The following is a 14,174-nucleotide window of genomic DNA, read 5'->3' on the forward strand; positions in this document are numbered from 1 at the left end:
TTTAAAGCCGGTTTGAATGACACCATGCTCTTTAATCCCTCTTAATATGTAGGTCTCACCACACTGTTTGCAAACGATACGTACTTTTATACGCAAAAAAAGACACCTCTCTCCTCTCTGGAATTCCTTACTAGGAACTGCCCTTCGAATATAAGTGTGTCCATCTCGATTATAGGTTAACCTCTTCTTCACGTTTCAGAAAGCGGAAAGGAGAACGGCTGTTGGCCCTAGCAACCTTTCCCATACCTCCATACCATAGGATAGCCATCAGAGGCACAATAAACCATATCCAATAGTTGGCTGTCGTACTCAAAATAAAGTCATATATCCCATGCCACATCCATGGCAACAGGAGAGAAAACACCAGAATTCTGCGGGTATGAACTCCTTTTGAGAACTTCGCCCTTCCCATATGGTAGCCCATGATCACACCAAACATAGCGTGTCCAGAAACCGGAAGAAGTGCTCTTAGAAACATTGATCCGATAGAAGCGTTGCTATACCAAGCGTACATTACATTTTCTATTGTTGCGAAGCCGAGCGAAATCGCCACAGCGTATAGTATCCCATCATATGGCTCGTCAAATTCGGTATGATTGTAAATCATATGGTACAGCACAAACCACTTTAGACATTCTTCCACGCCAGCGGATATGAGAAACGACTCCACGTAGGGACCACCATTTAGTCCCAGCATCAGCCCTCTCTGAATGATCATTACTGGAAACACAATCAGAAGGCCGAGCAAGAATACTTTAATGACTACATGAAGCGGTTCTTGATCATACTTGTCTTTCAGATAAAAAAAGGTCAACAGAGCAAGTCCCGGCGCTACTGCCGACGTAATGACCGATAACACGAGCACCGAATAACCTCCCTACACCCCTAAACCCTATTACTGCCGTTACACAGCAAGGTAGATGATAACTTTGATACAAGAATGACCGACATATCACCAACAACAAGACTAGGGCTGATCGGCCTAAACAATGGTCATCAGCCCCTAGTCTTGCCTAATTACTCCTGACGCTTAAAATGAGTGCACAATAACTGGACCGCATTCTCCGGCATCACTGTTTTCCCGTATTCATCGAGAACAGCTTCTGTGACCGGTGAGGAATCTCCAAACTCAGCAAGTACGCCAACAAGACCTGACAACGCCGTTTCTTCAAATTCCTTTGGATCGAAATACAGATACCATTTATTGTTATAAGAATACAGTTTCCCCTGGGAAGTAATATTACCGATGAGCACATGAGCCGCTTCAACCAGAACCTCGAAATCGCGGAATGCATATACAATGGAGTCGCTTTGTTCAAGAGTAACTTCCATTTCATAAATCTCTTCTGGCAATTCTTCTTCCCCGGACGCACCGTACTGATGGTGATCATATTTTCCTCGGGTCACTATAACGACCATGCCTTGCGCGGGCAATGCGAAAACTTCTACGGCAAGCGGACCCGTGGCATCAAAACCTAGTTCACTATATGCTTGATCCATCATCTCCGTAAACAGGTCATGAACCTTAGGAACTTCCTGCCACATGTCTTCCTTCTGGATGCCCCGCTCGCTCAGGTCGTCAAAAGTGAGGAAAATCCGTATCTTATCTTGACTTAATCGCTCTATTCTCATGACAGGATCCTCCTTTTGCAAGCTCATTTATTATAATGTATGATGAGTCCCGAGTAATGAGCCAAAAATGGTTACTATGTAAGTATGTTATCATTTTGCCGAGATAAATGCACGTAAATAAATATATAAAATCCTCTCTATTGAATAAACCATTTTCAAGGCCCTGAATAATAAAAAAGAATCATTCTGCGGAATATTTCATCCCCAAAATGATTCTGATGGAGTCCTTTACGGTTACAATCCCGGTATGGTTGTATGCGTTTCTTTAAGAATCTGCTCTACTTCGCTCTTTACTTCAGGATTGCTGCGAATGAATTCCTTTAACAATTTAAGATTGGATTCCTTCGACTTCACTGGTGATTCAGTCTTATGCTCAGAGGTTGCGCTGCTTGAACCGTTACTTTGAGCATTACTGCTTGAAACAGCAGTGTTACCAAAACCAGTCGTGGCCATACCGATTATTTTTTCTTTTGCTTTATCTGCAGCCCCACTCATGGAACCACCCGATTGCCCTAGCGAAGACATTAAAGAATTCCGCTTTTTGGACATAATCATACTGGCTGCGGCGCCCATCAGCACCCCGCATAAAAATGACGAAGTATTCATATTTCCAGCCTCCTTGTATGGTAAAATCATGTTTAGTGTTCGCGGAAAGATTCCGGCTCATACAACCTAATAACAAGAAAGCGAGTTGAAAAAAGTGGGTAAAATGACATCAGTGCTCCTATTGGCTACCTTGCTGCTTACAGCCTGTGGCAACAGCGGTGCAAATGGAAATACAGCCAAGGAAACAAACACCACAAACAATCCGCCCACGGCGGCAGCTACACAAAGCGCAGAAACTACGGCGCCAGCACCTGAAGCAACAGCCAGTCCTACCCCTGAAGCAACAGCAGATGGAGGTACTACAGGAAATAGTACAGCCAGTAAGGGTGAAGCATCCGCTGAAATTCCACTGCTGTACCATATGAACAAAAATTACGACATCGTTCCTAATGAGGAAGCTACAAATAAAAAAGTGGTTCTGCTCACTTTTGACGACGGTCCTAAAGATGCTGCAATGATTAACCCTTTGATGGATGTTCTGGACAAACATCAAGCTAAAGCCATCTTTTTCGTAAATGGTTATCGTGTTAAGGAGCATCCTGAGCTTCTGGAGTTAATACATAACCGCGGTGGAATTATCGGCAACCACAGCTGGGATCATATTGTATTGAAAGACAAGTCCTATACTGAGGTTAAAAAGCAAATCGAAGATGTTCAAAATATTGTCAAAGAAACATTGGGAGAAGCTCCTCACTTTTTCCGTCCGCCACATGGTGCCGGCGGGGATGTTGGCAAGAAGGTCGCGGCTGAGAATGGAATGTTATACATGACCTGGTCTGTAGGCTCACTTGACTGGGAAATGAAAGAAAAGGAAACGGGTAAGACAGAAAAATTGATCAGTAATGTTACCGATCAGCTGCATTCCGGCAGTAATATCCTGATGCATGAGCTACCATGGACCGTTGAGGGACTGGATACCTTGCTCACTACACTTGAGGGTAAAGGCTACAGCTTTGTTGATCCGCGCAGCATTGAGCTAAAAATGCGTTGATCTTCTCATCTTTACATGTCCGATAGTTGCTTCGTCAGCGCAATTGTTTTCGAATCAAACAAAAATAGAAGGGGGTTCCAAAAGCCATTTGCATGGCTTTGGAACCCCCTTTTTACGCTACCAGTTTTTCTTACTGGAAAGAGTAAGCCCTATTGGGTTGATTTACGCAGTGTCAGCACATGCATTTCAGCAGGACTGCCCCAGCGAAGTGGCAGATGTGCTGTTCCAAACCCTCTGCTGATCAGCAGCAGGGCATTTTTTGCGGAACCGTCCCCTCTTGGCCAACTAAACTTTCCAGCGTCATATTTATGATAGAAATGCTCTACATGTCTTTGACCCACAAATGGAAGGATCACCTGCCCCCCATGCGTATGACCTGCGAGAATCAGGTCCGCTGGCACACTCTGGCGCTTGGATAACCAAAGCGGATCATGTACAAGAATAATACGACAGGTGTCTTCAGCAGAAGGGGTTGTGGTTAATTGCGGAAAAGGACCGTATGGAGTTTTGCCCCCATTTTTCGGAAAATCAATTCCGGTTAACCAAAGTTTAGCTCCCTCACGTTCAAAAGCCACATTTTCATCCATTAACAGTTTTGCACCACTGTCCTGAATAATCTCATCTACCCTTGAAATATTAGCCCGATAATCATGATTTCCATGCACTACATAGGTAGATGCAATAGAAGTAACTAGAGTCATATTATCGACAAGACGATTTAAAGGACTATCTTTTTCCGTTAGATCTCCTCCCAGAAAAACAACATCTACCCCACCCTTTAATGGTGTCAGAAGCGCGGAAGGAAGGCGGCGGCGATGGATATCTGTTATAAACAAGATACGAAATCCATCGAACTTTTCAGGTAGCGAATCTAGCATTATTTCCTCGGTAATAATTCTGTTTCTAAAAGCATTAATCACCATGATTATGACAACGACCGCAGCTATCAATAAAATGACCAAAGCCATTCCCCATGCCCATGTGCTCACCATAATGTACTCAGCGGAGGCGCTCCTTCAATTCCCCACCAAAGCAGCCCGATTAGCAAAATAACAAAGGTAAAAATCAAAGAATTTACAAACATCTTGCTTAAACGAACTTTTTCTGAAGAATAAGTATCTGAACGAGAAGGAACAGATTCTTCGTCCTTCTCTTTACTTCCTGTGGAAGAGCGCTTTGCAGAACCTGCTGGGCGGCGAGCTTTTCTTGATAAAGTTGCCGTAGAAACCCGAGCGGTAGCATTTTTCTTTATAGGAGTAGACTTCTTTTCAGGAGTAGCCTTTTTTACAGCCTCCGAAGTCCGCTTCTCTTTTTTACTTTTGCCAGGATGTTTGCTTTCACTTTTATGTTGTTTTTGTCGAGACTTTACCCGGCTTAATTCCTCACTCATGATTCCCTCCTATAGCGGATCACCAGACCTGAGATCAGGTCGATGAAGAAGTGACATAGTATAGGGGCCCAGAGGCTGCCCGATTGAATGTAAATATATCCAAGACCATAACTGCTTAAGAATACCCAGCCGGTAGGTATAAAGTGACGTAAATAACGGACATGAATAAGAGCAAATACTATACTCGTCCAATAAGGGCCAATGGAATATTGGATGGCTCCGCGGAATAAGAGCTCCTCACATACCGATACAATTGCTGCTATGACGATAATATGCCACACAGGGCGATTTCGAAATAAAAGGTCGTTTATTCCACCATCATCCATGCTTTCCTCAGGGACAATATGTGTCAATAAATAGTCAACAATTAGCATTGCAGCAGCAAGACCGAGGCCCCATGCCACAAAATGTACTTTTTCTGGAATAATTAATAGCTGAAAAGGATTTCTTTTCTGAAATAATATCCATATCAAACCGATAATTAATGTGAGCCCCTGAGTGATATAGAGATTGAGTAGCAGAAGACGGTCTGTCAACTGGCCTGGTTCTACCTTTTTAACCTTAATCTCGCCAAATTTGAATTTTTTCATCGTGACCTGCCTGTTCTTTATTTTTTTCGGGCCGCTCCGAGAGAGAAACCGTCCATAGTGTTGCTATCAATACATAATACATAGGATAATCCCCCCAGAAAAAGGAGCATTTATTATGAGCAAACGTAAGTCCCGCAATCAAATGTTATACACGCTAGTTTTTTTGTTTTTCTTAGTTTGCGCCTTCGCCGCATTTTTTACTGGCGTCAAGGTTGGCGCAGACAAAACTGAAGCCAAATATGACAATCAATCAAGCATGAATGGATTAGTAGAATTCACGGGCTCGTACCAACAGCAGGATCTTGTTACTTTCTATCATAACGTATTTTTGCCCTATCGGGAATTCAAGCGGAATTGGAACATTCAAGTAGATAAGTTAGCGCGCAGCACAGATGCTCGTATGAATGCGGCAGTAATGAAGAATCTAAGTATTCTAGCAGACCAGCAATATGAAAGAGTTAATCAAGATTCAATTTTCACTAACTCTCCTCTATTACATCAGTCACAGGTCAATGTACTCAAAAGCTTAACTTTATTTTCTAAGGCCTCCGGCAAAGTCTCTACTAGTGCCTCTGGTGCAGAGACAGCCAAGTTATTGAAAAATGATGAATTTACAACCGGCGCCGTGAAGTACGGTCTGTTAGCACAAAAGAACTTCTATGATTCTATGCTAAAATGGGGCTCTAAGACAAACCAGAAAATACCTTCTGCACCTGGCGAACTAAAAACGATGTCTTTCATCCAGTGGAAAAAAATGCCACTTCTTTTGAAGAATGCTTCTATCGCTGACATGATGCTGAATCGCGGAATTTTTGCAGGTTATGATCCTCAGGACATCACTGCTAAAATAGACGATATGATTTACTCAGGCACTGCAAGCTCATTAAATCTTTCGGATATCCAGTCCTCAGTAACCTTGTTGATTTCTACAGGTGCTGTGCAGGAACAGGATTTTGTAAAATGGCGGGAACAGTATTATAACAGGGAGACACTTCCACAGCTTCCGTTCTTTTTTGAATAGAACCAGTTATTGAATCATAACGAAAAATGAAGTTCACTTCAAGAAACGCTGCTTGCAAAGCCTATTGACACAACTTGCATACCGTGTTACATTATGAAAAAATTAATCATTCAAAACCGATGATGGAACAAAGATCCTGGAAGTCTTCAGAGAGCCGGTGGTTGGTGCAAACCGGTGACGAACAGCTATCTTTAGCGCTCCTGAGATATTGTATCGAACCTTAAAGTAGGTACAATCGGATCAACTCCGTTAACAGTGTGGCCTATGCAGGCCAATGAGGCTGCTTCTTCCAAGTTGCAGTGAATTAGGGTGGTACCACGAAGATAACTCTCGTCCCTTACTACGGCAGTAGTATGGGGTTGGGAGTTTTTTTAATTCCCTAATCCCCCATAAATACTACCTTATGCCCAAAGTTACCGATTTCGCGGTACTCTTGCACGCTGTTTCTTTTGTGCGACACCGCGTTGATCTACTATTATTACATGTTTTTCTCTACTAGTTCGTGAACCTTCTGGTATTGTGGACTGCCCATCAGGGCGTCCTCGACATATAAAGCTTTTCAACTTTAAGGGGGATAAGAAACCATGTTTAAAGTATTAGTATCGGATCCAATCAGTGATTTGGGCATTCAGCAATTGATGGACGCAACAGATGTAGTTGTAGACAAAAAAACAGGTCTCAGTGAAGATGAGCTCGTTGCAATCATCGGTGAATATGATGGTCTACTCGTCCGCAGTCAAACTACAGTAACTGAAAAAATTATCGAAGCTGGAAAAAACTTAAAGGTCATTGGTCGTGCAGGTGTGGGTGTAGATAATATCAAGCTGGAAGCTGCTACTCAACGTGGGGTTGTTGTTATCAACGCTCCTGATGGAAATACCATTACAACTTGTGAGCATGCTTTTGCAATGATGATGGCTTTGGCCCGTCACATTCCACAAGCTTATGCAAAAACAATTGGTGGAACCTGGGATAGAAAAACCTTCGTGGGTGTAGAACTTCGCGGCAAAACTTTAGGTGTACTGGGAATGGGCAGAATCGGTAGCGAAGTGGCAAAACGTGCCAAAGCTTTCGGCATGGAAATCCTTGCTTTTGATCCTTTCTTAACTGCTGAGCGTGCGGAGAAACTGGAAGTAAAATTAGCTTCCGTTGACGATGTAGTCCGCGGAGCAGACTTCATTACTGTGCACACTCCACTTACTCCGGAAACACGCCATATGATTTCCCGCCCGCAATTTGAAGTGATGAAAAAGGGAATGCGCATCATCAACTGTGCCCGTGGTGGTGTAATTGATGAAATGGCGTTAGTAGAAGCTATTGATAGCGGTATTGTTGCTGGCGCTGCATTTGACGTATTCGAAAAAGAACCGCCACAAGCAGATCACCCATTCTTGTCGCATCCAAAAATTATCGTGACTCCTCACTTGGGCGCTTCTACAATTGAAGCTCAGGAGAATGTAGCGATCGATGTATCGGAACAAGTACTGCATATTCTGCGTAATGAACCGTTCATCAATGCTGTAAATATTCCTCCAGTTGCTCCAAGCGTAATGAACAAACTCCAGCCTTACTTCACACTTGGTGAGAAGCTGGGCAGCTTTGTTACCCAAATTACAGATAGTGCTATTCGTGAAATCCATGTTGAGTATGCGGGTGATCTGTCAGATGTCGATACCCAACCACTTACCCGCTATATTGTGAAAGGCGTGCTCTCCCGTCACTTCGCTGAGGATGTTAACATCGTTAACTCCATGCATTTGGCAAAAACACGCGACGTTAATGTAGTAATAACTAAAGCTTCCAAAACTAAAGGCTTCACTAATCTGATTACCGTGACCCTTAAAACAGATCACGACCAAGAGCGTCTCGTAGCCGGAACATTGCTGCAAGGTTATGGAGAAAGAATTGTTCAAGTGAACAAGTTCCCGGTTGATATCGCTCCTGAAGGACATCAAATTGTAGTATCCCATAACGACAAACCAGGGATTATCGGACTTGTGGGCACATTGCTGGGCGAAAATGATGTCAATATCGCCTCCATGCAAGTGGGACGTAAAATCGTTGGTGGCGAAGCAATCATGCTGCTGACCGTTGATAAAGCTGTACCTACTCATGTGCTTGTGAAGCTTGCTGGCCTGCCAGAAATCAACACTGCCGAAGAAATCATTCTTCTGTAAGCAATACGATAGAAATCAAACAACAGAGCAGCGATCCTCCCTTTATAGGAGTTTCGCTGCTTTTGTTGTTGATCGTCGACCCATTTCGGCTTCATTTACAACACCGAATCGAGTTCCCTCGTGGAGGCTTACGGACACCCTTGAGGTTACGGACCCAGATGACCCTATATGCAATAATTTCGCCTTTGAAGCAGGGTTTCGGACTCTAGTGCCACTATTCCTCAAAAAGAGAGCTAAATCAGGTGTTTTGCCTATCAATAGCGTCTATGGGGACCGATAGCGTTCTTAATATACGAAAATGCTGCATTTAAGATCAGCTGTGTCCTATACTGCTTCGTACGCACAAATGGGATCAAACAGATCAAGTTTGCTGTTTAGACTAAGAATGCGGGAACAGTCCGACCATCGATGTCTGTAAATCCATACTTTTCAGCCAGCGTAGCAACCTGCTGCGGTTGTCCGGTCATAGACATGACCTTAGGATCGGCTGCTAGAGCAGCGGCTGCTCTACCGATATAGGTTGTGGATTCAGTCATCTGCAATTCTTCAACCTCATGCCAATGCTCCTCATCCGTGTTCATGCTCTCCAACACCGCCTCTGTCCTCATCCAGCCCGGAGTAAGCGGAATAACAGCAATGTTGTCCTCTTTAAGCTCATTCGATAACCCGTAGGCCATGCGGACTAGGGAGTTTTTAGAAAGATCATAATAGAAGTTTCCAAGATATTTGTAATGATCCCAAAAGGTTGTGTGGATGATTAGACCGCCAGCTTTTGCCTCACGCATTAATGGTATTGCATAATAATTTGTTATCAACTGTGCCCTCACACCCGCATTAAACATATTATCCCAATGCGCTGTAGGAAGCTCCCAGAAAGACTTCTGCTCAATAGGTAAATCGTTGCCGCCCCATACATTGTTGACTAAAATATCAAGCCGCCCATGCTCTGAAGCAATCTGGCGAATGACCGCCTCTGTCTCCTGATCTTTGGTATGATCACATCGTATGGCGCTGCCGGACCCTCCCTCCGCTTTTATTTCCCTAAGTACGTTATCAATGCTCCGCTTGCTCTGTTCTGTGCCAGAAGCCTCTGTCGTTCTGCCCGTAATATAAACGAATGCACCTTTCCTTGCCAGCTCCAATGCAATTCCTCTACCAGCACCTCTGCTGCCTCCGGTGACCAATGCTACTTTTCCTTTTAAAGTCATGTTCTCAATCCTTTCTACACTTGTTTTTCTCTAATGTTCTGTATTTAATCCTTACCTTATATAGTATAATTCTTTAATATGACATCAACTGACATATATAATATAATAATTAATTAAGAACTAACATTTATTAGGAGGAGGAATGTTCCCTTAATGAGAGCCGATCGTTTGTTATCCATCTTACTTTTGCTGCAAAATCGTGGAAAGATGACGTCCCGTGAGCTAGCCCAGACCTTAGAAGTGTCTGAACGAACTGTGTTTAGAGATATGGAAGCCTTATGTACAGCGGGAATACCGATTCTTGCCGAACGGGGACGCGAAGGAGGTTGGATGCTCACAGAAGGATACCGGACCTCCTTAACGGGTATGAAGCCCTCAGAAATTGCTACTCTGCTGCTGTCCGCAGACTCCTCAATCTTAAAAGATCTGGGTATACAAAACGACTTCTCTTCTGCCGTGCTTAAGCTGGAGGCTGCTTCCCCATCCAGGCCGAATAATCCAGCCAGTTACCTGAGCCAGCGCATTCATATAGATGGTGCCAGCTGGCACCCTTCCGACGAGACGTACCCGTTTCTTTCTGTCCTGCAGGAAGCTGTTTGGGAAGACCGTAAAGTGAAGATCACTTACCCACGGAATGACGAGATGAAGGAGCGTTTCATTGAACCTCTCGGGTTAGTCGCAAAATGTGGAGTTTGGTATGTAGTGGCACGAACCGAGGGTGAAATGCGGACTTTTCGCGTGTCGAGATTAATACAAGCTGACGCAACTTATGAATCATTTGTCAGACCTGAGGCTTTTGATTTAAAAAGCTACTGGGAACAATCGACTTTAGCTTTTAAAGCAGCACTGCCAAAATATGTAGTGAACTTAAAGGTGAATGAGTCTATTCTTAAAGAATTACAACGTGAAAGATATGTAACTATAACTTTAGTAGAACCCTCTGCTAATACTGGGTGGATGAACGTGGAGGCCGAGTTTAATGCTATAGAATCTGCCTGTCGTATCGTACTCTCTTTCTCTCCTTCAGTTATTGTTTTAGCTCCTATCGAACTAGTAGGGATGGTAAAGTCTGCTATTAAAACAATTTCCACAATATATGAGGAATTTTGACATGAATTCTAAATATCTACTACTTAAAGAAGATTTATGACACTTCTCTATAGACCAATGACCTATAAATCCCCTATAATAACACCATTACATAAAATTTAATAAGGGGGACATTTTACCAATGAGCTGGATGCACAAACTTCCGTTAAAACAAAGAATTGTTGCCGGATGTTACCTCGTTGCCGCACTGTTTGCTATTCCTGTCTTAGTTACGTTAATGATTCTAGGTCAATTTCTCGTAGGAATTATACTAGTAGTTGTTCTTGCAGGTCTGACTTTACCTGTTGCTCGCTTCGTGGAGAGAACGCTTACATCATCTTTTGATGATATTGCTAATGTATCTCACAGTATTTCGAAGGGTGATTTCACTAGCAGAGCGGACGAAAATGGTTCAATGGGTGACGTAAGCCGCTCCTTTAACACAATGATTGATAAGCTCAAGAAGATTTTGACCGATGCATCGCAGATCACCCGTCAAGTTATGGATGCAAGCCGCGGAATCGAAGATAAGAACCAGAACCTGAAAATTGTCATGGCACAAGTAGCCTCTTCTTCTACTGAGCTCGCTCTTGGTGCAAATGAAATATCTACGGATATCGCTGATATGACAGAATCCATTAAAGACATTGAAACTAAAGTATCCAATTATACGAACTCCACCAAAGAAATGAACAGACGTTCAATACATACCTTAGAACTTGTTGAGCAAGGGCGCCAATCCGTAGATACACAGGCTGAAGGCATGCGTAAAAACATAGAGGCTACACAAAAAGTGGCTGATACTATTGAAGCTCTCTCACAAAATGCCCGCGGGATTACGATGATCACCAAGACCATCACAGAGATCGCTGAGCAGACCAACCTGCTGTCACTGAATGCCTCCATCGAAGCTGCTCGTGCCGGAGAGCATGGTCGGGGTTTTGCCGTTGTAGCTCAAGAGGTTCGCAAGCTTGCTGAGGAATCTACGGCATCCACAAAAGAAGTATTCGGCTTGGTCCGCAGCATTGAGTCAGATATTAAACAAGCCATCGATAATATTGCCATCAATGAAGAGGTTGTGCAGGTTCAGAATGAAATGATCACTCAATCTGCCCATATTTTCGCACAAATTGTACAAAGCGTGCAGTACATTACCGAGCAAATCTCTTCATTCTCTGCGGAGAGTGATCTTATGCTAGAAAGTGCCTTGAAAATTTCCAGTGCAATTGAGAATATCTCAGCAATCACCGAAGAAACTGCTGCTGGCACGGAAGAGGTATCGGCGGCTATGAATGAACAGATTAATGCCCTGCAGTCTGTTGCAGAAGAAACGGAAAAAATGACCCAGGCCGTATTTAATCTGCAAAAAACCATTCATATCTTTAAATTCTAGTTCAAAACTATCAACTGCCACCTAAGCTGAGTCTTAGGTGGCAGTTTTTTTCGCGAGGTAAAACTTCATCTCTTGGACAAGACTTTCGTCAAATTTCGAGTTTTTTTAGCGGATTATGTTGACAAAAATTAATGAGGAATATATTGTAAAGGAAAATTATTCTTATCAACTATAAATTAATATTGGCAAAATCCTCGAAAGAGGATGACGCAAAACCATGGATCTACAGCCTCATTTTTTCTTTTGAGGCCATGATTGCCAGGTTGCAGAGGAACCAGGACGGCTGAACTATTGTTCAGTCTTAGCGGTGCCTTATGCCACCAACCTGTGCTTACTATAGAGCACAGGTTTTTACTTTTTGAGTATATTGATCTATCGTATCTATTCGGTAGATTAATAACTAATATATATCAAAAAACTTGTGAGGTGTTTCTTTTGAAGACAGTCGCAGATTACATGGCGGAAGCACTACGTAACCTTGGAGTCACCCATTCTTTTGGGATCATTGGCAAATCCATTTGTCCAATTGTTCTAAAGATGGTGGATTACGGTATTGAATTTATTCCCGGCAGACATGAAGCAAGCTCCGGATTCGAAGCAGCAGGGTATGCGCTGAAAACGGGTAACCTAGGCGTAGCATTTGGTACTTCGGGTCCTGGGGGAACTAACCTGCTTACAGCAGCAGCACATGCGAAAGCTAACAACCTACCTGTCCTATTTATTACCGGCCACCAATCCATTACAGAGCTTGGAATTCCTCAATGTCAGGACTCCACCTCTTTTCTGGCTGATTTAGCTGATATGTTCAGACCTGCCACCTTGTTCAGTAAATTGGTTGAACGTGGGGATCACTTTGGTACTATTTTTAATCATGCGATTTCTGTGGCCCTGACCAAACGGGGTCCTGTTCATCTTTGTATTCCTTTTGATGTACAAACTGAAGTATTGGAAGAATGCAATATAGTAATCCCAGAAAGAGAGTCTCTAATTAGTCAAGCTAATATCGATAGAGTCATCGAAGCTATTCAAGCTGCTAAGAATCCTTTGATTATTGCGGGTAAAGGAATTAACCGCTCCGGAGCACATAAAGAGCTTGTTCAACTCGCAGAAACTTTTAATATTCCTGTAGTAACATCTCCTGGTGGAAAAGGGGCTATAGTCTGGGATCACCCACTCTATCATGGTCCTATTGGCGTTGGCGGTTCGACCCACGGGGACGATTTATTGAATAAAAGCGATTTATTTATAGTGCTTGGATCACGTTTAAGTGATATGACCATCTGTAATCTTAAACGGGAGAATCATCCAGCAACTTTAATTCAATTTGATATTGATCCAACCTTTGTCGGAAAAATACTATTGTCCAAAACGATACCGGTCACTGGGGACCTGCGCGATAATTTGGTGCACTGCCTAAATCATATTGACCCAAGCACAATCACCAAACGTGAGGCTTTGGCCGATGCGGATTATTCAGAAGAGCTTCCAACCCTCAAGAATCTTTCCCTTGCTTCCGTAATGAGCACTTTAAGTGATTTGATCCCTTATAATAATTCAATTTTCGTTGATGATGGAAGTCATGGATTCCACGCTGCAAAATGGTACAAGGTTAAGAAACCGGGCAGCTTTGTTTTTGATGCGTATTTTGCTTGCATGGGTAATTCGATCGGCATGGCTATTGGTGCAAAAGTTGCAACTCCTGAAGAAACTGTCCTCTGCATTACAGGTGATGGTTGTTTCATGATGCTCGGCGCTGAGATTAACACCGCTGTCTGCAAAGATATCCCTGTCATCTTTATCGTGGTCAATAATAAGCAACTAGATATGGCTCTTAAGGGTATGGAGAAAACCACAGGTCGTATCGATGGAACTCTATATGAAGTACCAATGGACGCCGTGAAATTCGCTGAATCTCTAGGTGCTAAAGGCTACAAATGTGAGACTGCGGATGAATTCACAGCTGCAATTAAAGATGCGGTAGCTCTAAACCATGTTGCCGTTATTGAACTACTAACAGACCGTGATGAAGTCCCTCCGACTGCACACCGTACTTTGAACCTAAACTAGGAGGCTAACC

Annotated in this window: 13 protein-coding genes, 1 riboswitch and 1 other annotated feature; of the genes, 6 read left to right on the top strand and 7 right to left on the bottom strand. The window is 43.2% G+C overall.

The genetic code is table 11. From position 1 onward, the window contains the following. Positions 1-169: 169 nt before the first annotated feature. From prsW to MHB37_RS21805, 3 genes are all read right to left on the bottom strand, one after another. Positions 170-865: a glutamic-type intramembrane protease PrsW gene (gene prsW, locus MHB37_RS21795; RefSeq protein WP_076134692.1), complete on the bottom strand. Its 696-nt coding sequence runs from the start codon at positions 863-865 to the stop codon at positions 170-172. A 152-nt stretch (positions 866-1,017) separates the two neighbouring features. Further along, on the bottom strand, positions 1,018-1,632 hold the full coding sequence (locus tag MHB37_RS21800; protein WP_036676203.1) for a genetic competence negative regulator: 615 nt from the start codon (positions 1,630-1,632) through the stop codon (positions 1,018-1,020). A gap of 234 nt (positions 1,633-1,866) precedes the next feature. Continuing rightward, the gene (locus MHB37_RS21805; RefSeq protein ID WP_076141316.1) at positions 1,867-2,238 is read right to left on the bottom strand and encodes a hypothetical protein; all 372 of its coding nucleotides are present in this window, start codon (positions 2,236-2,238) and stop codon (positions 1,867-1,869) included. Positions 2,239-2,341: 103 nt separating this feature from the next. On the opposite strand from MHB37_RS21805, the gene MHB37_RS21810 reads away from it, so the two are divergent. Further along, positions 2,342-3,229, top strand: a complete 888-nt coding sequence (locus tag MHB37_RS21810) for a polysaccharide deacetylase family protein (protein ID WP_282579788.1) — start codon at positions 2,342-2,344, stop codon at positions 3,227-3,229. A 149-nt stretch (positions 3,230-3,378) separates the two neighbouring features. Here the strand turns inward: MHB37_RS21810 and MHB37_RS21815 are convergent, their stop codons facing one another. From MHB37_RS21815 to MHB37_RS21825, 3 genes are read right to left on the bottom strand one after another with little or no spacing between them, the layout of a single operon-like run. Beyond that, positions 3,379-4,197, bottom strand: a complete 819-nt coding sequence (locus tag MHB37_RS21815) for a metallophosphoesterase (RefSeq protein WP_405168487.1) — start codon at positions 4,195-4,197, stop codon at positions 3,379-3,381. Between the two features lie 17 nt (positions 4,198-4,214). Then, complete coding sequence (locus MHB37_RS21820) at positions 4,215-4,619, bottom strand: hypothetical protein (RefSeq protein ID WP_076184021.1); 405 nt, start codon at positions 4,617-4,619, stop codon at positions 4,215-4,217. Then, positions 4,616-5,209, bottom strand: a complete 594-nt coding sequence (locus MHB37_RS21825) for a CPBP family intramembrane glutamic endopeptidase (RefSeq protein WP_405168488.1) — start codon at positions 5,207-5,209, stop codon at positions 4,616-4,618. Before MHB37_RS21825 ends, MHB37_RS21820 begins: the two co-directional genes overlap by 4 nt. A gap of 115 nt (positions 5,210-5,324) precedes the next feature. Between MHB37_RS21825 and MHB37_RS21830 the strand changes: the two genes are divergently transcribed. Both MHB37_RS21830 and serA read left to right on the top strand, forming a co-directional pair. After that, positions 5,325-6,230 carry a hypothetical protein gene (locus tag MHB37_RS21830; RefSeq protein ID WP_076127483.1) on the top strand — a complete coding sequence of 302 codons (906 nt, stop codon included), beginning with the start codon at positions 5,325-5,327 and terminating at the stop codon, positions 6,228-6,230. A gap of 110 nt (positions 6,231-6,340) precedes the next feature. Then, positions 6,341-6,571 (top strand) — a binding site (T-box leader). A 243-nt stretch (positions 6,572-6,814) separates the two neighbouring features. Beyond that, the gene (gene serA / locus MHB37_RS21835; RefSeq protein ID WP_036676193.1) at positions 6,815-8,407 is read left to right on the top strand and encodes a phosphoglycerate dehydrogenase; all 1,593 of its coding nucleotides are present in this window, start codon (positions 6,815-6,817) and stop codon (positions 8,405-8,407) included. A gap of 374 nt (positions 8,408-8,781) precedes the next feature. Here serA and MHB37_RS21840 read toward each other — a convergent pair whose 3' ends face one another. Beyond that, entirely contained in the window at positions 8,782-9,615 is an 834-nt protein-coding gene (locus tag MHB37_RS21840) for an SDR family NAD(P)-dependent oxidoreductase (protein WP_405168489.1), read from the bottom strand. Between the two features lie 153 nt (positions 9,616-9,768). On the opposite strand from MHB37_RS21840, the gene MHB37_RS21845 reads away from it, so the two are divergent. From MHB37_RS21845 to MHB37_RS21855, 3 genes are all read left to right on the top strand, one after another. Continuing rightward, positions 9,769-10,725 (top strand): helix-turn-helix transcriptional regulator, encoded by a 957-nt coding sequence (locus MHB37_RS21845; protein WP_405168490.1) that lies wholly within the window; start codon positions 9,769-9,771, stop codon positions 10,723-10,725. Between the two features lie 121 nt (positions 10,726-10,846). Continuing rightward, the gene (locus tag MHB37_RS21850; protein ID WP_036676188.1) at positions 10,847-12,097 is read left to right on the top strand and encodes a methyl-accepting chemotaxis protein; all 1,251 of its coding nucleotides are present in this window, start codon (positions 10,847-10,849) and stop codon (positions 12,095-12,097) included. 174 nt (positions 12,098-12,271) lie between these two features. Next, positions 12,272-12,368: riboswitch (cyclic di-GMP riboswitch) on the top strand. 155 nt (positions 12,369-12,523) lie between these two features. After that, on the top strand, positions 12,524-14,164 hold the full coding sequence (locus tag MHB37_RS21855; protein ID WP_405169618.1) for a thiamine pyrophosphate-binding protein: 1,641 nt from the start codon (positions 12,524-12,526) through the stop codon (positions 14,162-14,164). The last annotated feature ends 10 nt before the right edge of the window (positions 14,165-14,174 follow it).

The sequence above is a fragment of the Paenibacillus sp. FSL H3-0286 genome, assembly GCF_045040705.1.
Lineage (GTDB): Bacteria > Bacillota > Bacilli > Paenibacillales > Paenibacillaceae > Paenibacillus_AQ > Paenibacillus_AQ odorifer.